The organism is Pseudoalteromonas holothuriae (assembly GCF_945859825.1).
Classification (GTDB): Bacteria; Pseudomonadota; Gammaproteobacteria; order Enterobacterales; family Alteromonadaceae; genus Pseudoalteromonas; species Pseudoalteromonas holothuriae.
In genome coordinates this window covers 81,217-103,871 of record NZ_CAMAPC010000002.1, presented here as the reverse complement: position 1 = coordinate 103,871, position 22,655 = coordinate 81,217, and the positions used below count along the sequence as shown (strand labels likewise).

Sequence of the window (22,655 nt, the reverse complement as noted above, 5' to 3'; positions counted from 1 at the left end):
AGCCAGTGTCTTCTCAAACGCTGGCTTTTTTGGTTAAGTTCAATGAGAGTTTTATACCATATATGACACTATTCTTGTTTGAGTCCCAGTAATTCTATTTCAGCAATTTGCATTAGCCCATCATTGTTAGCATTCTTGCTGATACTTAATCGGTAATTAGAATAGGCGAACGCATTTGAAAAAGTAAATAGCTGCCTTTGTTGTCGTTCATCCCAACTTTCTCCAATCCAACTTTCAACGACTTCCCACGTTTGACCGCCATCATTTGACCCCAATAATTGAAAGTTCTCAGGGTCGCGTGCAGGTGCATCATTGGCGCTGGTGATCGCTAAACCACTAACAACTTGTGCGCTGTTAAAATCAACTTGAATCCATGATGGCGCATCGGTGGTTGGTGGGCCTTGCCACTCATTATGATCAAGCCATTTAGTGGTTACATCGTTATCAAAGGCTTTTTGTTGGTTTTCTGCATCACCAATACTGGCACGAGCACTAAAGGTAGTACCGAGTAATTCAGACAAGTCTTGTAATGCATACTGTGGACCAACCAGCTCTATCTGTGCTATTTGCAACAAACCATCATTATTAGCATTTTTACTGATGGACAATCGATAGTGCAAATAGGCTAAACCATTGTTTACAGCAAATGATCGGCGCTCGAAGCGCTGCTCAAATGACTCCCCCATCCAAGTACCTAACAATTGCCAGTTATCGCCATCGTTTGATGCTAACAACTGAAAGTTCTGGGGGTCACGCGCTGGCGCATCGTTCGCACTGGTGATATATAAAGTATTAACCGCCTGCGGTGCTGGTAGGTTTACTTGCACCCAAGCAGGGTTTTCTTCTGTGGGAGGGCCTTGCCAATCATTATGATCTAACCATTTGCTATTCACGTCACCATCAAAAGCTTGTGCAGCCCCTTCACTGTCGCTAATACTATATCGGGCCAAATAAGTTGCACCTGATGTTTTTGCATGATCAAAGCTTGACACTTCAGGGCCTATCAGTTCCATTTCAGCAATTTGCATTAAGCCATCATTGTTTTTATTTTTACTGATACTTAATCGATAACTGCGATAGGGTAGTTGATTAGCCACACCAAAAATTCGACGCTCAGCACGACCATCAAAAGACTCCCCAACCCAGCTCCCCAATTGCTGCCAAGTTGTTCCTTCATCATTTGAGCCAAACAGCGCAAAGTTTTCAGGATCGCGTTCCGGTGCATCATTGGCGCTGGTCAGTGCCAGCTGATTAACTGCCACTGCATCATTAAAATCAACTTGTAGCCAAGACGGTGCTTGCTCCGTTGGCGGCCCCTGCCAATCATTATGATCTAGCCACTTAGTTGTAGGGTCATTATCAACGGCTTTATCTTGATCCTCTGCCTCCCCAATACTATTGCTGGCTGTCACTAAAGTATTATTCACGTCAGTATGGTCTACACTGGCATACACTGGACCAACAAATTGAATTTCAGCTATTTGCATTAAGCCATCATTACTTTGGTTTTTAGTAATTGCAAGGCGATAGCGAGTATATTTTTGTGTATTGGCAAACATAAAGCCTTGTCGCTCAAAGCGTTGCTCAAAAGCTGCGCCCACGACTTCCCCCAGTTTAACCCACGTATCCCCGGTACCATTTGATGCCAGCAAGGTAAAATTTTCAGGATCTCGCGCTGGCGCATCATTGGCACTGGTGATGTACACACCATTAATCGCTTGAGCGCTGGCAAAGTCTACCTGCACCCAAGCCGGAGCTTCCTCTGTTGGTGGACCTTGCCAGTCATTATGATCTAGCCACTTGGTTTGTGAGTCGCCATCAAACGCTTTAGCTGCATTTTCACCATCACTTATGGCGTTACTTGCTGTGATGGTAGCCTGTGAGATTATCTCAGCAGTGGATACTTCGCGCATTGGCCCACTCGATACCGGCTGGTCAAATAACGCTAAAGACATGTCAATAATGCCTTGGGCACTCAAGCCAAGCTCCGTAGTTAATGGGTGGAGTTCAATTGCACTATAGATAGGCTGCCGAAATGACTCCAATGCAGCTTCATCTTGTGCTAAAGCATCATTAAGATTACTCACCGCTTTGCTCAATATAACCTTTAATGACCCTTGTGTATCAAAGTGTGCAAAGGCAGAATTAAGTAATGACAGCTTTTGTAAATCTTCTTCAATATAAGTCATCGCGCAGCTTTGTTCACCAGATTCTGAACTGGTACATACTTCACCTTGCTCAAAATGAGCGATTGCATCAGCACTCACTACTGGCATAGTAAAAACATTAATATTTCCAGCTTGCCAGCCCATTGCTCGCAGTAGTAATGCCGACATATCTGCTTGTGCAAGTGCCATTAATTCCGGAGTTGACACATTCCTCCCTGCAGCTGCTTGTTGTTCTATCAGCATAGTTGCCAATGTAGTCAGCACATTAAGTTGTACCGTTGCATCTGCACTGCCATCTGCGCTTGCACCATAAGGCACTGCGATATGACTTAAAGTCGACAGTGTTACACCTGCAATATACTCGCCACTAACCATGTCACCCATTGCGGCGCTACCACATTGTCTTGCATCACACACCATTTGCGAGCCTTGTGCTGTAGTAGCAGTGACTTTGATAACTGAGTCAATGCCAAAGCCTGCCTTACTGGTAAGCGCTATAAACAACTCACCGGATTGATCTGAACTGTTTCCCTCTTCCACCGTCATTGTGCTGCCATTTAATGCTGTTACTGCAATATTTGCATTGCTCAGCGTTCCTTTTACTAGCGAGCCGGAGATTTCGGCAGTGGTCATAACAGGCGTAACTGGCACGTTTTCAGCTTTGGGATCATCACTGCCTCCCCCACAAGCACTTAGCAAGCCGATAAGTGCAATCATCAATACTGCGCATTTAATTTTGTTTAACGTTTTCATATTTTTCCCTTTTCCTGAGCGCAAAAAACGGCGCTCAGAATTTGCTATCTTTGCTATTTCAATATTGTGCAAATAATCACGTTATTTAGATTAAAACCGATAGGTGAGCCCAGCATAATAACGCTGCCCAGTGTAACTACTGCTGCGTAATCTCGCTTTTGAATCATCACCATAAAATGTTCTAGGTTCTTCTTTAGTTAGATTAATTATCGATGCGCTTAAAATTAGATTTTTCATCACGTTATAAGACACATTCACATCAACTTGTTGGTAAGGCTCTTGATACACATTAAGACCGTCGGCAAGACCTAGCGCAGTTTCACCACGACGGTTATAAGATGCCCGAACGCTAAAATGTTCATTTTCATAATATCCAGAAAAGTTAAATTGGTTGTCGGCACTGCCCACTAATGCTGACTCCCCAACTTTTTCACCGTCTACATTAATATCTGCTTGATTGGTATCGTTCAGGGTATAGTTCACATTTATCCCAAAGCCATTATCAAAGGCATGCTGGGCAAAGAGTTCAATGCCACGAGAAGTGGCATTAGTACCATTGGCATTGGTTGTAAAAGGCGCTACGGTGATGTTGCCTGAAGGAACTATTTCAACCCCTGTAAACGGGTTAGTGAAACCTTCAAAAGGCCTTGTTGAGGTAATGATCAGTGGCACAATAAAGTTGTCTACTTTTTTATTGAACACCGCTATTCCCAATGCTGAACCATTGCCATAGTAATACTCAGCAGACAAATCCATCTGCGTCGACTCAAATGGTTTAAGTGCTTTGTTGCCACCTGAGCCCTGCCAACCTGGCTCTACCGGGTTCCCCCTAAACTCCAAGCGGTCATCAGCCCACTCTTGAGAGATAAACGTTAACTGTTCAGGTGCGCCCATGTCATTAAATGGCGGTCTCGACATCGTTCTCGCCAGTGCGCCACGCATCACTAAATTGTCACTGGCATCCCACACAAGGTTTAGGCTTGGCAATAATTGCGTGTCGGTAACAGTGCGCTCAGTCATCGTTTCAACATCAACCAATCGCTCATTACCTAAAATATCTTCTTCTGTGGCATCATTAATGTCATCAAGGAAATAGTTGATTTTGTCGGATGACATAATTTGCGTTTGGGTTTGTACATAGCGCACCCCCAAATTACCTCTAAAGTCGCTGAACGAGAAATCGGCTTGCACATAAGCTGCAGTAATTTTCTCCTCAATATCAAAAACAAAGTCAGGCTCTTTGCGGGTATGCTTAACATAGTCGTTGGTGACAATTTGACGGTATTTATCCCAATTGATTGTAGGCATCGTATTGACTTCAAAACCACCGGGAATATTCTGCTCAGAGTGTGAGTTAAGTACCTGCTCTAGTGCTGGCATTGCGCCAATCCACTGATAAGACACGTTATCAATTGCCCCTTGGCTAAATGGGTCTAACTCACCACTTGCTATCTGCTGAGCACCTGCTTGGGTAATAAAAAAAGTATTGTTGGTTTCTCTATGTAAATTTGCTTTGCGATACTTACCACCTACTCGCAAGGTATCAATAATACCGAAGTCAACATGGTAGTCTAAATCCAACTGTGCATAATCTTCTTCTAAATCGCTGACAACAAAACTTGAGCCCGTTGAACCGGGATCTGGATCGCCCGCGACACCAGCTTGCAGGTTAGATAGTAATGCCGGGTCTGCATAAAGCGAGACTCTATCGCCTAATCGCCACCCTGCGAATGACGCTGCATTTTCTACTAACCCAGAAGCACTTCGACTGGCTGGCTGGCCACTTTTATAAGCTGCACTCCAAGACTCTGATGGGCCCCCGTGGGCTTGAGTATGGCCAAACTTACCTGTTAACTCATACACATCACCCACATATTCAATGGCAAGGTCATACGTATCTGAAGTATCTTTTTCAACCGTGTAGCTACCAATCAACCAAGGGAATTCTAAATTACCCTCGACACCCCCAGCACCTGAGGTAAAGTCCATCCCTGTTACGATGGTTTGCGTATCATCAACCGTCACATCGGTTAAATAATTAGGGTGATACTTCCATTCAGGGATCCACATCTGCGATGTGGTACGGTTTTGTCCCAATTCAAAGTGAAAATGATTCATAGTCAGGGATAAATCATTCATTGGCCGCCATTGAATAGTAACCTGTAACCCCTCTCGCTCACGTTTCTCTTTCGTTATACCCACTCCTGCGACTTGAGGTGCCCACACGCCGTCATATACATTGCCATACGCATCTTCTAATGCTGAAAATCGACGTGTGCTATCAACAATTTCTGTACCATTCGTGTCGGTTGCTGGTAATTGTGAGCTAGTAGCCCAACGCCAACCACCTCCACCAGACATGTCACCACCCAATGCGCGGTTAGTTCTATCTTGCTTGCTGTAACCGACTAATAGTCCTAAGTTTTCATGTTCATTTTTCCATGAATACACGCCACTAAAGTTAGGTTCATATTCTTCAGTCACATCCGCATAGGTATATTCAATATTAAGCGCCCCGGAGTTAGCTTCCATATCCAGAGGCTTGCGACTATGTAAAATCACCGTACCGCCAACGCCCCCTTCATCTAACCTTGCCTCGGATGATTTAAACACTTCCACCGACTGCACCATGGTTGCAGGTAACAACGAATAACTAAATGAACGAGAAGGAGAACCAGCAGAAGAGGCAATGAAATTACCATTAAGCTGAGTAAACGTGAGATCAGAAGAAAGACCACGGATACTGACATTTTCCCCTTCACCACCGCTACGAGATATCACTACACCTGGCACTCGCTGTAAGGAGTCCGCCACATTTTTATCGGGAAACTTACCGATGTCTTCAGCAGTGATAGCATCTACAATAGCATTAGAAAGCCGCTTAATCGCCAAATTTTCCGCCATTGAGGCCCGGATCCCACGTACTTCAATGGTTTCTATTTCCTGTTCGCTCCCAGCGCTATTTTCTTGAGCCATAGCCCACTGAGTACCACAAAGCATCGCGAGCATTAACGCTGACTTGCGAAATTGCTGTGACGGTCCCCTGTCATGGCATCTGTTATTATTATTGGCCATTCCTATCTCCAGTATTTTTATAATTTATAAAGTCATAGTTCGATTAACACGCTATGACGCATCACTGTGTTGCAACCCGTTTTTATTTCCTTTTAAGGGTTAATTGTTTTGTTTAATTGGTATCCAATACTCGTTCAGAATAGGAGTGCACCACAAAAAGTGATAATAGAATTTCGGTTTACACTAAAACAAAATCGGCGTTCAGCTTAAAAAAGGTCCAATTTATTTTTATTTCCTTTATAGTCTATATCACTTTAAAACTTGGCTTTAATTTTTAATAAAAGCACATTAAAACACCTTAATCATTTGAATTTAAAAACTTAATTGAAAAAATTAATTATTTAAATCATTTAAATTAAAACACTTAAGTTATTCAAATGTGAGAATATGCTATGAACCCAGCAATGAATTTAGGTAAAAAACTGGAAATCTGCTTAAGCAGTGATGACCTTAATTTACTCAAACGTAATACACACACTACTTTTGCATCTGGCGCAACAAGAATTGAGTTATGCAGTGCATTACATCTGGGTGGACTTTGTCCATCTAGTGCAGCAATCCAATGTGTAGCTCGGCAACTCCCGTCCTTTGGTGAGTGTATTGTGATGCTACGTAGCGATAGTCATTTTTTTATTGACGGTTCCATGCTTTATCAGCTTCAGCTAGACTTACAACGCATCGCAGCAGACGGGGCAACTGGCATTGCACTTGGTTTTGTGGATAAGTACGGCAATATTGCTGAACATGCATCTAAGCAATTAATTTTAACTGCCAAGTCTTTAGGGCTTACAGTCACATTTCACCGTGCTTTTGATGCTCTAAAACACTGGCAACGCGCAACAGATACCTTAATAGCGCTCGACGTTACGCGTGTTCTAAGTGCAGGCAGTTGTTGGCAAAGTGGTCAAAGTGCATACCAAAACCAAGCCCAACTTGCACGTTTATTGACACAACTCAATGGCCAAATAGAGGTCGTTATTGGTGGTGGTGTGTGTACTCAAAGCGCTGAGGCACTTTGGCATTTAAGTGAGTTTGGTGCAATGTCGCTGCATACTCACTCAGGTGTTCACAACACGAATGGCGAAGTATGCCCAACTAAAGTTCAGACCATACTTGCAAAAAACTAACCACAAAGCAGGAAGAATAATGACTGAAAACACCTTATTTTTAGGTATTGATGGCGGTGGCACAAAATGTAAAGTGCGCCTTGAAAATGGCAATGGACAACAACTAGCAGAAGCAACAAGCGGCCCTGCCAACATAGCGACGTCAACAACTCAGGCGCAATCATCAATTTTGAACGCCACAATGACAGCGCTGACAAATGCACAATTACCAACCAATGCGCTGGCAAACCTTCACGTATATGCCGGCTTTGCCGGGGCTAACATACACAATGCAATAGCCACCATGGCCCAGTGGCAACACCCGTTTGCTGATTTTACTTTTACAACTGATATACATATTGCTTGTGCAGGCGCACATCAAGGCCAAGATGGGGGTGTAATAATTCTTGGTACTGGTTTTTGTGCGGGGTTACTTAAAAATGGTCAATGCAACGAGTTTGGCGGCTATGGTTTGTTGCTCAGTGATGGCGCAAGCGGCGGCTGGATTGGGCTAAATTTAGTCAAAACAGCCATTGAAGTGCTCGATAAATTATCTCCTACCAGTACACTAATTGAAGCCTTTCTCAACCAAGTAAAATGCCAACATACCGAGCAATTAGTGGCGTTAACCCTGCATGCGCCACCTTGCTACTTTGCACAATTTGCTAGGTTAGTATTTACTTATCCTAACGACCCATACGCTAAGCATATTCTCAGCAGCGCCGCACATTTTGTTGAGCGCTATATAAAACAATTACAAGACTTAGGGGTAGATAAAGTCGCGCTAATCGGTGGCGTGGCTGTACCGATTAGATCATGGATACACCGCAACTATCAAAGTAGTTTAGTGACACCTGCTATGACACCAGAAGCCGCTGCGGCGCAATTAGCTCGACGTCAATTCTTTACGTAACTCTTTACGTAATTGTGACGGTATTTCACCAAATAAGCGTCGAAACTGTTTACTAAAATAGCTCGGCTCAGAAAAGCCACACTGATAAGCCACCTGCGAAACAGGAAGACGGGTTTCAACCAGTAACTTACGCGCGTTTTCTAACCTTATTTCGTTAATAAACTGATTGGGCGTTTTGGCCAGATGCTTTTTAAAACGGCGTTCTAGGGCACTTACTGACAAATGCGCCAATTGCGCCAGTTCCTCAATACTAATATGACGATGATAGTGCGCACGGATATATTCAACCGGCGCTTCAATCGCACGTACATGAGATAAAGCTTGAGAAGTTTTAGTCAGGTGGCGAGTGACGCCGTAAGTACCGATAATTTTATTTTGTGTATCCAACAATACTTTTTTTGAGGTAGAAAACCAAGCCAAGTCACCACTGCTGGTTTGATTTAATTCAAACCTATCGGTCACCATAAACCCGTCCATTACTCTTTTGTCATCATTAACATATTGAAAAGCCAAATGCTGGGGTGAGAAGTCAAAGTCGGTTTTAAGTAAAATTTGCTCAAGGGTTTTATAGCCTTGATGCTCTACGAAATGCTGATTCGCATAAACAATTTTACTGTCTGTGTCTTTGACCCAAAAGAGAATGTCAGGGATCAAGTCAAACGCTGCAATAAGCTGATTTACTCCCGCTTTATTTAATATTGTTTGCTCGTGCATATGACTTTTTTGACCTTTTATACTAGATGCAAAGTTTATTATAAACGCCGATTTTGTTGCATTGTCAACCGATATTATATTATCACTTATGCACCTGAGTTACCTATTATCAATAACATCAGATTATTTGATTTTAATCACTCTCGGAGCTTAATAATGGATAACAACAAAATCCGTATGGCAATGGTAGGCGGTGGCGAAGGCGCATTTATTGGCGCAATACACCGCATTGCCGCACGATTAGATGGGCAAATTGAGCTCGTTGCTGGGGTTTTTAGTCGCTACCCAAAAAAATGCTTATCGACTGGCCAGCAGTTAGGGTTAGACCCTAGTCGTTGTTACCATGATTATGAAACACTATTTCGTGAAGAGGCTCAACTACCACAATCGCAGCGTATGCAGTTTGTAGCTATTGTCACCCCCAATCATCTTCACTTTCCTATCGCCAGTGCAGCAATTAAATATGGCTTTCACGTTTTAAGTGATAAACCCGCAACGCTGACTTTAGCACAAGCCTTAATGCTTCAAAACCAACTCAGCGACACTCATTGTTTATATGGCTTAACTCAAACTTATACGGGTTACCCTATGGTAAAGGAAGCCCGCCACCGTATTGCCACAGGTGCGCTGGGCACAGTGAAAAAAATAGTCGTTGAATATAGCCAAGGTTGGCTTGCCAATACTAATGACGAAACCAGCAAACAAGCCAGCTGGCGTTTAGATGCCAAAAAATCAGGTATAAGCTGCTGCATGGGTGATATTGGTGTACATGCTGCCAACCTTGCTGAATATGTAAGCGGACTTGAAGTTAACGCGCTGTGCGCTGATTTAAATACGGTCGTGGCGGGCCGAACACTCGATGATGATGGCACAGTCTTATTGCGTTTTAACAATGGTGCAAAAGGCGTGTTAATGGCCAGCCAAATTGCTGTCGGTGAAGAGAACAATTTAAAACTCAGGATCTATGGCGAAAAGGCCAGCATTGAATGGGCACAAATGGAGCCTAATAACTTATGGCTACGAGAGCAAAATGCCCCTGCACAACTTATTCGCACAGGTGTTGGCAACTTATGTCCAGCAGCCAGTAAAGCCACGCGTACACCTGCAGGTCACCCTGAGGGGTACTTAGAAGCCTTCGCTAATATCTATCTCAATTTCGCCGAGATGATTCAAGCACACTGCCAAAATAATGCAGTGCAAAACCAAGATTTTGATGTACCCGGTATTAAAGAAGCAGTGCGGGGTATGGCATTTATAGAAAACGCGGTAGTAGCTAGTGCACAAGACACTAAGTGGCACCCTTTTACAATTGGATAAAATAATAATGAAGCAAATCAAAGGTCCCGCTATTTTTCTGGCGCAGTTTGTCAGCGATGAGCCGCCATTTAACAACTTTAACGCAATTTGCCAGTGGGCAAGTAGCCTAGGTTACAAAGGTATTCAAATACCCACTTGGGAATCTAGATTGTTTGACTTAGACACAGCCGCCCAAAGCCAAGATTATTGCGATGAAATAACGGGTATTGCCACTGAATATGGGCTTACTATTTCAGAATTATCGACCCATTTACAAGGCCAATTAGTTGCAGTACACCCAGCCTACGACCAAATGTTTGATGGTTTTGCGCCCAATGCGCTACATGGTTCACCACAAGCCAGAACACAATGGGCCACTGAGCAGCTAATGTTAGCAGCCAGCGCCAGTGAAAAATTAGGACTAACCAGTCATGCAACCTTTTCAGGGGCACTGCTATGGCATACTTTTTACCCATGGCCACAACGTCCACAAGGGCTTGTTGAACAAGGATTTGAAGAGCTTGCAAAGCGTTGGTTGCCTATTTTAAATCGCTTTGATGAAGTGGGTGTGGATGTATGTTATGAGCTTCACCCAGGTGAAGATTTGCACGATGGAGTCACTTTTGAGCGTTTTTTAGATGCAACTGACCATCACCCTCGTGCCAATATTCTCTACGATCCGAGTCATTTTGTACTGCAACAGTTAGATTACTTGGCCTTTATTGATATCTATCACGATCGCATCAAAGCATTTCATGTCAAAGATGCTGAATTTACACCAAATGGGCGCAGTGGTGTGTATGGTGGATATCAGCCATGGCAAGAACGCCCTGGACGATTTCGCTCATTAGGCGACGGTCAAGTCGACTTTAAGCAAATATTCAGTAAATTAACACAATATGGCTTTGATGGCTGGGCTGTACTGGAGTGGGAGTGTTGCATTAAACACCCCGAAATAGGCGCACTGGAAGGCGTTGATTTTATTAATCAGCACTTAATCAAACCCACAGATAAAGCCTTTGATGATTTTGCCGCCAGTGTGACCGACTCAGCCCTTAACAAGCAAATTTTAGGCATAAAATAAACAGGACACTGACCATGAATAACAATAATTATAATCGCACAGTTTTCCAACTATGCTGCTTAGCGCTCGTGGTAACGTCAATGACGTTTGCTATTCGTGCCGGCATTTTAGGACAACTAGGCGAGCAGTTTGGTCTGACAGGTGCTGAACTTGGTTGGGTCAATGCCATGGCATTTTTGGGCTTTCCCGTGGCAACAATATTGGGCGGCGCAATTTACAACGCCATTGGCGCGAAAAAACTCGTTGGGCTGGCTTTTGTATGCCACTTTTTAGGATTAGGATTGACCATTACCGCGGATGGCTTTTGGGGTTTACTGATTTCGACTTTTTTAATTGGTTTTGCCAACGGATCGGTAGAAGCGGGCTGTAACCCACTGATCGCTCAAATGTATCCAAAAAATACCACCACCATGCTCAACCGCTTCCATGTGTGGTTTCCCGGTGGTATTGTGATTGGCGCTTTGGCATCTAACTCAATGACGGCATATGGATTAAACTGGCAATGGCAAGTGGCGTTAATTTTAGTACCTACACTCATTTACGGCACGATGATGCTCAAAGCGCAATTTCCAAAGTTTGACCGAGCAGAACACTCCACCACGAGCAACCTCAAGCACTTACTCTCGCCAATGTATTTATTTTTAGTCTGTTGTATGACGCTAACCGCAACCACCGAACTGGGCACACAACAATGGATTGAACGTATTTTGGGAGCATCGGGTGCCTCCCCAATGATGATACTGGCATTAATCACCGGCCTTATGGCACTTGGCCGTTTCTTTGCAGGACCAATTATTCATCGCTTTAACCCGACTGGGGTATTACTAGGCTCGGCAGTGTTAGCTACTTCTGGTATTTTCTTGATGAGCCAAGCTCAAGGCCCAATCATTTATGTAGCTGCCATATTGTTTGCCCTAGGTGTGACCTATTTTTGGCCTACAATGCTTGGCTGTGTTGCCGAATATACCCCCAAAACTGGTGCCTTAGGTATGTCACTGATCGGCGGTGCTGGCATGTTTGCAGTTAGTATGTGGAACCCAATCATTGGTGGCTGGATAGACTCTGCAAAACTTGCAGCACAGTCGGCTAATTTAACCCAACAGCAATCCGATTTCGTCGCCGGACAAGCCGTGCTGGAGAATATTTTAATATTTCCACTCATTCTAATTATCGCCTTTGGTGGCCTGTACTTTTATATCAATAAAAATAAGCGCATTGAAAAATATGCGTAACGCCAACTTGCTTAGTTAAACGCTCTATTTCGAGTGTACTTAAAAGTTGGTATGAATAACAACAAGTAAATAGTGAACAAATGAGGTTCTATTATGCTCAACACCCTAAAAATGCTAACCGTGGCATTGGCTGTCAGTTGTACCGCAAGCGCTAGTGTCACAGACAACCAATTGAGCCAACAAGAACAACAAACTGGCTGGCAGCTGCTATTTAATGGCAAGGACATGTCGCAGTGGCGCAACTTTAAAAGCACAGGGCTCAATAGCCAATGGCAAATAAAAAATGGCGCAATGACACTCACCCAAGGCGGTGGGGGTGATATTTTAACAAAAAAAATGTATCAGAACTTTGAACTTCAACTCAATTGGAAAATAGCTAAAAAAGGCAACAGCGGCATTTTTGTATTGGCTGATGAAACAGGCAATGCCATATATTCTCATGCACCAGAAGTACAAATTTTAGATAACAAAGAACACCCAGATAACAAAATTGACTCTCATTTAGCAGGCTCAATTTATGATTTATTTGCCGCCCCAAGTAGTGCACATAAACCTGCATTATCATGGAACCATGTGCGCATTAAAATGCACAATGACCACCTTGAAGTATGGCAAAACGGCGTGAGTACCACCAGCATTGTGATTGGTAGCAGTACCTGGAATACCCTTGTTGCTAATAGTAAGTTTGCCACTTGGCAAGGCTTTGCTCAAGGTAAGAAAGGCCATATTGGGCTGCAAGATCATGGTGATAAAGTGTGGTTTAAAAATATAAAAATTAAGGAGCTATAACCATGGCAACATTTGATCATAAGGTTTTAGTGGTGGGATCTGGCGCAGGTGGCGCAATGGCGGCCTATACGCTCACTAAATTAGGTCATAAAGTACTACTGCTCGAAGCTGGCAGAAATTATGAACCAACAAAAGAAACCCCGATGTTTCGCCGTAACAGCGAAGCACCATTGATGGGTGCAGGTAACAAAGACAAAAACTTTGGCTTTTATGACGCAACTGTTGATGGTGGCTGGCAAGTACCGAATGAGCCATACACTCATGCAGAAAATACTGACTTTTACTGGTGGCGTGCGCGTATGCTGGGTGGGCGAACTAACCACTGGGGCCGATATTCACTGCGCTTTAGTGAACATGACTTTAAAGGTAAAAGCCGCGATGGCCATGGTGCCGATTGGCCTTTTGAGTATCAAGATATCGCCCCTTGGTATGATAAAACTGAAGATATAGTTGGTATCTGTGGCACCAACACAGACCATGACGACATGCCCCCATCAGCACCAGGCATATTACAGCCACCGCCAGCACCCAGAATCCCTGAGTTACTCGTTGCTGCTGCATCAAAAAAGCTGGGCATTGCTGCTGTGCCTATGCATAGAGCAGTATTAACACGTAAAAAAGATGATAGAGCCGCGTGCTTTTACGCTACCCCTTGTGGGCATGGCTGTTCAATTGGTGCCGCCTTTCAAACCACGACTTCTTTGCTGCCAATGGCAAAAGCCACTGGGAATTTAGAGGTGATAACTGATGCCATGGTCAAATCAGTCACCGTTAATGATGAAGGTAAAGTAACAGGCGTTACCTATGTAAATAAAATGTCTTCATTAGCACAAACGATTCATGCCGACGTAGTGATTTTAGCCGCCAGTGCGTGTGAATCAGCTCGAATTTTACTTAATTCAAAACATAACAAGCACCCTAAAGGGCTTGCCAATTCAAGCGGTCAGGTTGGTCGTAATCTTATGGACTCGACTGGAGCTTGGTTAGGGGCGCAAATTCCTGCGCTAAAAAACCGCCCACGTTATAACGAAGATGGTCACACCGCCAATCACCTATTTATTCCATGGTGGGGCCACAAATCCCATGCCAAAGGTGAACTCGACTTTCCGCGAGGCTACCACTTTGAAATAAGCAGTGGTTTTAGGCAACCGGGTTCTGGGGTATCGGGTGACAAGCAAGGCTATGGCAGCGTACTCAAACAACAAGTGCGAGATGCCTATGGATCATACGTGGGCTTTGCGCTGCGTGGTGAAATGCTACCTAATAAAGATTCTTATATGGAAATTGACAACAAGGTCAAAGATAAATGGGGGATCCCTGTGGCGAAATTCCACTTCAAATGGTCTGACAGAGAATTAAAACAGATTGAGCATGGCCTAAAAACCGCCAAGCAAATTCTTGAAACTATGGGTGCCAAGGTGGGCGAATTACCTCCTGCTGAAAAGGCTATTTCCAAAGGTGGCGAAATCATCCATGAAGTCGGCACCACTAGAATGGGCAGCTCTGCCAAGGAATCGGTCACCAATCAGTGGGGGCAAACTTGGGATTGTGACAACTTATTTGTAATGGATGCTGGCGTATTTGCCTCCAATCCTCATAAAAATTGCACTTTAACTATTATGACCTTAGCGATGCGCAACTCAACTTGGCTAGCAGAGCAAATTGACCAAGGAGTCTTATAAATGAACACACCCGATAGTATTGACCCTTATAAATATACTTCTGGAATGACCCGTCGTGAGTCACTCAAATGGCTAGGTGTGCTAGCAGCAGGCTCTGCGGTATCGCTCAGTTCAGGTTGCAGCAAAGTCATTAGCGACAGTGTAACAAGTGCAGGACATTGGCCTGATATTGATATAAAACCGGTGACAGCTAGAGGCTACGGCACTGATCCAAACTTAATCATGCCACCAGAATCACCATGGCCGCTCACTCTCAGTGAAACGCAATTATCATTGGTCGCCGTACTCGCTGACTTTATTGTACCCCGTGAAGGGCAAAACCCTAGTGCTTCACAAGTTCAGGTGCCCAGTGTTATCGATGAATGGGTGAGCGCACCATATGATGGTCAACAAAAAGACAGAGTCACCATTATCCACGCGCTGGCATGGATAGATGACGAAGCAACACTTCGTTATAAAAACCCATTTTTAAAGCTCAGCAAGGTGCAACAAATAGCCATTATGGATAACATTGCCTACTTTAATGAACAAACCCCAGCGCAATTTCAACGAATTGGTAAAGCTTTTTTACGCTTTAAAAATTTAGTGCTCGGTGCCTACTTTTGTACACCTGAAGGCTGTAAAGATATCGGCTATTTAGGTAATGTGCCTATTGCTGGTGACTATCCAGGACCCACAATTGAAGCCAAAGCACACCTTGATGGTGTATTGGCAGAACTTGGTCTCAGTGAATACGCTTACGCAGATTAAACAATTCATCAGGGTATGACTATGATAAAAATAAAATTTGTTCTTTTAACTACTCTATTGTTTAGCGCTTTGTGTTTTTTTTGCGCCTCGAAGAGTCAAGCAAATACCGCAATCCCAATTCCTATTGGTGTTCAGCTTTGGTCTGTTAGAGATACATTAAAAAACGATTTTGACGGCACATTACAAGCACTTGCCAATATGGGCTTTACTGGCGTTGAATTTGCAGGCCATTTTGGTAACTATGACAACAACCCTAGCGCCTTGAAAAAACGGCTCACCGAGCTTGGTTTAGTAGCAACAAGTGCTCATATTGGTTTTGATGACATTACATCAAGCAAGGCGGCTAACACATTCCTGTTTTATAAAACACTTGGCATTGAGGTACTGATTGTACCTTGGGATAAACGTGCATGGGACACACAGAAAGTACCTGAGCTGGTTGCACAATTAAATGAGGCCCACCAACTCGCTAAGCGATTTGATATGCAGATTGGCTATCATAACCATGAAAAAGAATTTAACGACTACCAAGGCGAAACTTTTTGGGATTATATTGCACAAAATACACCCGCTGATTTTCCGTTACAATTAGACGTTGGTTGGGTTAACTATGCGGGTAAGTCGCCTATTGATTATGTAAAAAAATATGCTGGCAGAACCTATTCTACCCACATCAAAATTCGTACGCATGAAGGCGACCGTTTAAGCCCGATTATTGGTGAAAACAACTATCCGTGGCATAGACTTATCCAAACCATGCAAAAATACGGCGCTACCCAATGGCTTATACTCGAACAAGAAGAGTATCCAAAAGGACTCTCGTCATTGCAAAGCGTTGCACGCTCAAAAGCCAATTTGGATAACATACTTGCTGATAAATATGTGAATAAGTGATTCATATCTAGCTATAAACTTTAAGGGGTTAAGCCTATTGCTTTATAACTTACTCTCTAATAAGAACCTGCGTTCCTATAGTAAGTGATGATGCAAGCAACTTGACCTCTTTGCAGTTTTTCTGCGATATCGACGACTTACTGCCCTAGAAGGATAATCTCTAGGTGTGGTTCGCTGCTTACGCTTAGTGCAGCTTAAACCTGATTACACTGAAACCTCCCAAAAAATGAAAGTAACTTGTCATATACCATTTGCTCTATGGGTTTTTCAACTTGCAATTGATTAAATAAATCCTTTGCCCCTAAGTTGTGCTCCATTTTAAGTAACAGATACCATAATTCAGCTTCTTTTTTATCACCAGATTCTGCTTCAGACTTAAAAGCTAAATAGTAAGCTGGCTGATAGCAACTATAAGCTGCTTGGAACAGGTATTTGTTTTTATCTTTAACTGAGATAGGAAATGTATCATTGCTATAAACTTCAAGAGCGGCGTGTCCATGACCTAGTTTGGCGGCATAGAGTGTATATTCACGAAAGCGTTTATCATTCTGTGCCGACATAATTTCAACACAAAACGATATTTCCTGCTCTGTGCTGTAGTCAATTTTTTCAAGACTACATTTTCTATCATCTCCAACATGTTTGTAGGATTGATTTTGTTGCTCTTTGCCTAACGTAAAAAAAGCTGTAACTAATACAAGAGTTAATAAAAAATTAAGGTTGCGCATTTTTCCCTCTACTTTCAGGAGAGTAAGTTACAAATTTATCATTACTAGCGTGTAAACCCATCGGGTCGAGTCTTGTTTTTTGCTAATATTGCTCAGAAGGTACTTTAAAAATCATTTTCAGTTTAAGGAGCCTATCTATTGCTTCATACTCCTTTCAATAAGAACGCGCGTTCCTAAATAAGTGATGAAACAAACAACTTAAACCTCCTTGACTTCAGTGTCCCTGTAACCCCCAGAGTCAAACGCTAAAATATTAGCCAAATTAAATCATAGATTTATACTTTGAAAAAGTTGATTTACAAGGGTTGCCCACCCTTTTCGACAACCCTTTTGGTTCGATAAACACGTTAACAGGTACAATCTCGCATGATAAGATAACTCTTAACTCAAATAACATTTCAAAACTATGCAACTCAAATATATAAAGTATATAAGCTTAATATTTATTTCTATTTACACCTTTTGTGCTCATTCAAATGAAAAAATTACACCTTTGGGTGATAACGAAGGCTATGCTCTTGTTGCTATATATAGTCAAGGATATGCTGAAAAAATCAAGCTAGATGGCGAAGGATTTGGTAACAATCATGACTTTGGTCCTCTGAATGATGCACAGTATTTAAAGGTTTACCCTTTAAAAGCTGGGGAATATAATTGGAGCCAAGTCGTTGATAGAATTGGAGAGAACACTCGAGTAACCTATGACTTCGATGACTTAGATTTAAAGTTTACAATTCAGCCAGGAAAAGTAAATTACATAGGCCTACTTATGTTCAAAACAACTGGTAGCAAATTTAGTGCAGAAATATTAAATAGAACAAGCATGATTTTGACTATATTCAAACAACAACACTCTGAGCTATTTAACCAATACCAAGTTGTAAATGGCATTTACCCAAATGACCCTTATATCTCTTTTTTCTTGAATGGTAATAAGGGTAAAACACAATGAAACTTCATCTAAAAGCGTGCTTTCTAATTTTACTATCATTCAGCACTTTTGTACTGGGCACACCATCAAATGATAAAAGCCCAACAATAAAAGAGTTTTTCTTGGCCTCTCCCTATGCTCACTTTACTATGCATCAAAATGGTAGATTTATTGCCTACTCAGAGTCATCCTCTGATAAGTATGAAATTAAAGTGCACGACGTAATTAATAATACAAGTTACGTAGTTTATACCGCCAAAAGATTTGAAGTTGAAACGATCAAGAAGGAATATTACGTTCGCTGGGTAAATCATGATAACAAAATTCAAGATATTGTCTGGCTTGGCAACTCTGTACTGGCATTAAAAGAAACTTCAAAAAATAGTTTTAGGCGCTTTATTGTCGTCAAACTCAATATTGAAGACAACTCCGTCAGTCAGAAAAAGGTAAGCTTTTTAAATCAAAATGGTTATTGGGCTAACCCGGTTGTAAGTAGCAACCGTTATGCTATGTTTGCCAAATATAAAAATGATGATTAGATTGACTATTATGTGAACCTTTTCAAACTCGACTTAAAAAAGTCTAACCTTGATGGTCAGACGTCTATAAGGAAGAAAATAAATAAAAAGGGCCCAAAAATTCAATTTTGGCTTACAAATAGTACCAATGGGCAACCTTTATTAGGCACCCGAAGAGTTAATGATATACCAGAGCTATACACAAAAAAGGGAAATAGCCGACGTTGGACACTCGCTTGGCAAGGTGTTAAAGGAGATTACTTTTCTCCTCAGCTTGTAGACCAAACAACAAACTCCATGTTTGTAATTACTAATCACAAGTCTGATAAAAAACAACTCCGCAGGTATGATCTCAAAAAAAACCAGTTTACTAATGTGTTATTTGAGCATTCCAGATACGATGTTTTAAACGCTATTCTCTCAGCTGATAAAGCACAAGTTATAGGCGTTTCTTACCTTCTAAATGGGCATATAGAACAACATTATTTTAACCAAACCAGTGCAGTCTCTCAGGCTATAAATAAGCAAAAGTCTCAAGTAAACCTGATATATCTTAATGGTTCTAGTGATGGCAAAATAGCTCTCTTTGAAGAGTCGTCGAGCAATGATCCGGGTAAGATAATTTTTTACAATCACAATACACAACAGTTTGAACACCTAATCACTCTTAAACCATGGTTAGAAGGCGCTGAATTAGCCAAAACACAAGTACTTAAAGTTAAAACTGAAGACAACACGACTATTGATGCCTTTGTGACCACTCCAAACGGCACAAGTAAACACAAGCTCCCTTTAATTGTCATTCCTCACGGTGGCCCTATTGGAGTTAGTGATTTACGTTATTACTCACCAGAAATTCAGGTACTGGTCAACGCAGGGTATAGCACATTGCAAGTAAATTACCGAGGCTCAATGGGCTACGGAAAACTAATAAAGCAAAAAGGTATGCAACAGTGGGGTAACGGTATTGAAAATGATATTGAAGCTGCGCTTTCAACAGCGCTCAAAGCTTACCCACAGCTTGATGAAGAGCGTGTATGTATCATTGGAGGGAGTTATGGTGGGTATTCAGCTATTTTTAGCCTTATTCGTTCACCCCATCTCTATAAATGCGGCGCTTCCTTCGCTGGAGTGACAGATTTAGCGCTACTATTCCAACGTTCGGCAGTTGAAAATGATGACTTAGTGAAAGCTCAACTAAGAGAAATCGTTGGTGATCCAGATACTCAGCAACAAAAGTTATTTCAAACTTCTCCAGTTTATAGAGCAAATGAAATTACTAAACCACTTTTCCTTGCTCATGGAACAGATGACGTAATTGTAGATATTGAACATGCTTTTAGACTGCGATTTGCAATGAAAGCACACAATATTCCTGTCTCATGGTCCATTATGGAAGGCGTTGGGCATGGGTTTGATACAACTATTCAAGCCCATAATTACTATTCAAAGCTACTAAATTTCTTAGACAAACACTTAAAAGCTGAAAAGCTGAAAAGCTATAGTTTAAAATTAGAGTAACCCTATTCACATAGGGTTACTCTAAAAGCACCTTCGCTACTATTGGCTAGCTTCCATCACAGCTGCAAACTTAATTGAAAATACCTTAAAGGCGTGTGAAAAGTACCCTAGTTAAAAAGTTAAACTAACTAAATAAGCTAATAAATTAGGAGTATTACCACTCCCTTTTTGTTGCTTGTTGCTCACACTCAAGGTGTTCACTTGGAAATGGATACATGTTGAGATATTGCACTATTCTGGGTTTATCGGTTAAATTTGCTCGGCTGCCATGAGGTAAGAAGTGGTGCCAAATAATCATATCTCCCGCGTTTGCGGCAATCGGTTTTGAACCGAGCTGATGTAACGTCGCAGGTTCTGGTTGAAGTTGATATTTACTCACTTCATGGGGCAACGTCTTATGAAATCCAGGTACTAAGGTCAAAGCTCCCTGAGCTTGTTCTGTATCAGTCAAATAAATAATGCCCTGTGTGCCAAAAGTTAAAGGCTTTGCAAAGTTAACATCCCAATGCAAGTCAGGCCCAGAAAATGGATAGTTAGTAGTTTGGGGCGGGTTAAAACCACATCGATCTGAAGACACAATTAAGTCTTCGGTATGCCATAGCTGACTAAACGCTTTATGAACTCGCCTACTACGACGCACTTGGTTAAGTGCCTCATGCTGAATAAGCTCAACCATAATTCCTGAACGCTTTTCACTACTATACCATTGGCGCTTATCGGCTATATCTATTTGCAAATATTCACCTATGGCGTGGATAACATTGTCACACATAGCTTGGTCAATCGCATTTTTAACTACAACAAAACCATGTGTTTGCCAGTGCAGTATGTCATCTTCACATAAAACATTATCCATATGTTTAACCTGTGTATTTAATTGTTGAACTTCATCAGGTTGAACTTCTTGCTTTAAATAACTGCAAAGACGCGCTAACGCTAATTCATTTATATTCCCATAATATGCAAGGCGAGATAGAAAAGTTTGATAGCAATGTGCACTCTCGTAGAGCACCTTCACGGCATCCGCTTGGCTTATGCCTAGTAAATCAAACATGGCTTTTTCGAGTAAAAAGTCAAGTTTAGTATGTTGATTAGGCTGGCTTAAGAGGGGGTTATGTACTGCGGTCCAAATCTTTTTTAAGTAAATGCCTAGAATATCGCTTTCAACCTCTAGATTCTCCAACTCCAAGTCATGCTTATTCATGTAACTCCCTTAGCGCAAATGACACAAAACAATTATACATCAGAACACAAGGGGTCGCGCTTTACTTTTTACTAATATTACTTTCGATAAAAACGTGTGTTCATAAATAATGAAACAAGCAACCTGACTCTTTGACTTTTTGTAAGCTAAATTATTGCCGTTTAAAAATAATAACAGAGTTGCCCTTCCCTGTTGCGACCAATAAATGTCGGTTGTCATGTGTGAGGGTCATTGATGATATTCCCTTTAATTTTTGCCCACCAATATTATATAAAGACTCTTTCAAAACCAGCTTTCCGTTTTCTTGTACATGAAGTTTAAGTGGCTGTCCACGCTAATTAATTAGCGTTATTTCACTTAGTTCTTTTCTATTTAAAAGAAACAGCAAACTGCAAAATTAGGATGTCGCGCACTGGCATCCTACAAATTGACTTGCCGCCCCCTTGCTAATCCCATCGCCTTATTCTTAAAGCTTGAAATGATTTTTGAAGAACCTAAAGCATAAACAAACCAAGCAAAATTCAAACTTGAGTCTATCTATAAGTTTTCTTTTTCTTCAACAATTTTTTGATGTTCTTTTGTTGCTTTAGCTGAAGCTATAGTAGTTAAGATAAAACTGTAATAACAATGATGAGAAAGATATACATAATTTTTAATAAAGCTCCGCCATCAGCCGACGACAACCAAAACGCTTCTTGGGCTTGGCGCAAAAGCGAGACAGACGGAGGTTGGATGGCTTTGTTATACTTCTATTACGACTACTGAAGTATTGGCAATAACCCAAAAACCAACAAAGTACAAGCGATTAGTGATAGTAGTGATCCAATACGTACCATAATCTTAACCATAAATTCGAAAGCAGCGGTTGCTGAAAACCCAGCGCCTGCAATTGGGAGTGCTTTACTTGCACCTGTTACAGAAGCAATAGTTATTCCCAGCCAAATAAGTATAAACCCCAGTGCACAGCCATAAGCCACAAAAAACTCTAAAGATAAAGGCAACACAACCTGCGACCAGATAACACCAAAGATAGCCAAGGCCATTCCACATTGAACTGCAGTCAAGTGACCAGAAAGAGCCATCCGGGAATTTTTTACGGTTGGTATCAATGCACCTTGTATTAAACCAACAAGAAAAAAGATAATTCCAATAAAGATGAGTTGTGCACCTATTTGTGTAAGTTCTATCATAATGTTCCCCATGTATGTATAACGCTAGGCTCCGTGGGGCTACTTAAATTACAAACGTTTCCAATGTAAGTCCGATAGCTTTGTTCATGTTGGTTTATAAATTTTTG

The 22,655-nt window shown here is 41.9% G+C and carries 18 protein-coding genes; 12 read left to right on the top strand and 6 right to left on the bottom strand.

What is annotated here, in order from left to right; all coding sequences use genetic code 11:
- Window positions 1-68 precede the first annotated feature (68 nt).
- Entirely contained in the window at window positions 69-2,921 is a 2,853-nt protein-coding gene (locus OCI93_RS02745; RefSeq protein ID WP_261625729.1) for a discoidin domain-containing protein, read from the bottom strand.
- 90 nt (window positions 2,922-3,011) lie between these two features.
- On the bottom strand, window positions 3,012-5,996 hold the full coding sequence (locus OCI93_RS02740) for a TonB-dependent receptor (RefSeq protein ID WP_261593259.1): 2,985 nt from the start codon (window positions 5,994-5,996) through the stop codon (window positions 3,012-3,014).
- Between the two features lie 392 nt (window positions 5,997-6,388).
- Between OCI93_RS02740 and OCI93_RS02735 the strand changes: the two genes are divergently transcribed.
- Together OCI93_RS02735 and OCI93_RS02730 are read left to right on the top strand one after the other, a co-directional pair.
- Window positions 6,389-7,123 carry a copper homeostasis protein CutC gene (locus tag OCI93_RS02735; RefSeq protein ID WP_261625728.1) on the top strand — a complete coding sequence of 245 codons (735 nt, stop codon included), beginning with the start codon at window positions 6,389-6,391 and terminating at the stop codon, window positions 7,121-7,123.
- Between the two features lie 19 nt (window positions 7,124-7,142).
- Complete coding sequence (locus OCI93_RS02730) at window positions 7,143-8,015, top strand: glucosamine kinase nucleotide-binding domain-containing protein (RefSeq protein ID WP_261593257.1); 873 nt, start codon at window positions 7,143-7,145, stop codon at window positions 8,013-8,015.
- Here the strand turns inward: OCI93_RS02730 and OCI93_RS02725 are convergent.
- Window positions 7,989-8,729, bottom strand: a complete 741-nt coding sequence (locus tag OCI93_RS02725) for an AraC family transcriptional regulator (RefSeq protein ID WP_261625727.1) — start codon at window positions 8,727-8,729, stop codon at window positions 7,989-7,991. The genes OCI93_RS02730 and OCI93_RS02725 overlap by 27 nt on opposite strands.
- Before the next feature lie 156 nt (window positions 8,730-8,885).
- Here OCI93_RS02725 and OCI93_RS02720 point away from each other — a divergent pair, with 156 nt between their 5' ends.
- The 7 genes from OCI93_RS02720 (at window position 8,886) to OCI93_RS02690 (ending at window position 16,456) form a co-directional block, all read left to right on the top strand.
- A complete protein-coding gene (locus OCI93_RS02720) occupies window positions 8,886-10,046 on the top strand; it encodes a Gfo/Idh/MocA family protein (RefSeq protein WP_261593254.1) in 1,161 nt (386 codons plus the stop codon).
- A 7-nt stretch (window positions 10,047-10,053) separates the two neighbouring features.
- Window positions 10,054-11,109 carry a sugar phosphate isomerase/epimerase family protein gene (locus OCI93_RS02715; protein WP_261625726.1) on the top strand — a complete coding sequence of 352 codons (1,056 nt, stop codon included), beginning with the start codon at window positions 10,054-10,056 and terminating at the stop codon, window positions 11,107-11,109.
- Window positions 11,110-11,123: 14 nt separating this feature from the next.
- On the top strand, window positions 11,124-12,341 hold the full coding sequence (locus OCI93_RS02710; protein ID WP_261625725.1) for an MFS transporter: 1,218 nt from the start codon (window positions 11,124-11,126) through the stop codon (window positions 12,339-12,341).
- Window positions 12,342-12,434: 93 nt separating this feature from the next.
- Window positions 12,435-13,130, top strand: coding sequence for a 3-keto-disaccharide hydrolase (locus OCI93_RS02705; protein WP_261593251.1), 696 nt, complete (start codon window positions 12,435-12,437; stop codon window positions 13,128-13,130).
- A gap of 2 nt (window positions 13,131-13,132) precedes the next feature.
- Window positions 13,133-14,812, top strand: a complete 1,680-nt coding sequence (locus OCI93_RS02700; RefSeq protein ID WP_261625724.1) for a GMC family oxidoreductase — start codon at window positions 13,133-13,135, stop codon at window positions 14,810-14,812.
- A complete protein-coding gene (locus OCI93_RS02695) occupies window positions 14,813-15,562 on the top strand; it encodes a gluconate 2-dehydrogenase subunit 3 family protein (RefSeq protein WP_261625723.1) in 750 nt (249 codons plus the stop codon). It abuts the gene before it with no gap.
- Between the two features lie 21 nt (window positions 15,563-15,583).
- Window positions 15,584-16,456, top strand: a complete 873-nt coding sequence (locus tag OCI93_RS02690; protein WP_261593248.1) for a sugar phosphate isomerase/epimerase family protein — start codon at window positions 15,584-15,586, stop codon at window positions 16,454-16,456.
- A 194-nt stretch (window positions 16,457-16,650) separates the two neighbouring features.
- Here OCI93_RS02690 and OCI93_RS02685 read toward each other — a convergent pair whose 3' ends face one another.
- Window positions 16,651-17,184 (bottom strand): hypothetical protein, encoded by a 534-nt coding sequence (locus tag OCI93_RS02685; RefSeq protein ID WP_261625722.1) that lies wholly within the window; start codon window positions 17,182-17,184, stop codon window positions 16,651-16,653.
- 493 nt (window positions 17,185-17,677) lie between these two features.
- Between OCI93_RS02685 and OCI93_RS02680 the strand changes: the two genes are divergently transcribed.
- Genes OCI93_RS02680 through OCI93_RS02670 form a run of 3 tightly spaced genes read left to right on the top strand, consistent with a single transcriptional unit; the run spans window position 17,678 to window position 20,154 of the window.
- Entirely contained in the window at window positions 17,678-18,136 is a 459-nt protein-coding gene (locus OCI93_RS02680) for a hypothetical protein (RefSeq protein WP_261625721.1), read from the top strand.
- Window positions 18,133-18,654, top strand: coding sequence for a hypothetical protein (locus OCI93_RS02675; protein WP_261625720.1), 522 nt, complete (start codon window positions 18,133-18,135; stop codon window positions 18,652-18,654). Before OCI93_RS02680 ends, OCI93_RS02675 begins: the two co-directional genes overlap by 4 nt.
- A gap of 12 nt (window positions 18,655-18,666) precedes the next feature.
- Entirely contained in the window at window positions 18,667-20,154 is a 1,488-nt protein-coding gene (locus OCI93_RS02670; protein WP_261625719.1) for an alpha/beta hydrolase family protein, read from the top strand.
- A gap of 154 nt (window positions 20,155-20,308) precedes the next feature.
- Here OCI93_RS02670 and OCI93_RS02665 read toward each other — a convergent pair whose 3' ends face one another.
- Window positions 20,309-21,358: a phytanoyl-CoA dioxygenase family protein gene (locus OCI93_RS02665; RefSeq protein ID WP_261625718.1), complete on the bottom strand. Its 1,050-nt coding sequence runs from the start codon at window positions 21,356-21,358 to the stop codon at window positions 20,309-20,311.
- A gap of 758 nt (window positions 21,359-22,116) precedes the next feature.
- Entirely contained in the window at window positions 22,117-22,548 is a 432-nt protein-coding gene (locus OCI93_RS02660; protein ID WP_261593243.1) for a hydrogenase, read from the bottom strand.
- Between the last annotated feature and the right edge of the window lie 107 nt (window positions 22,549-22,655).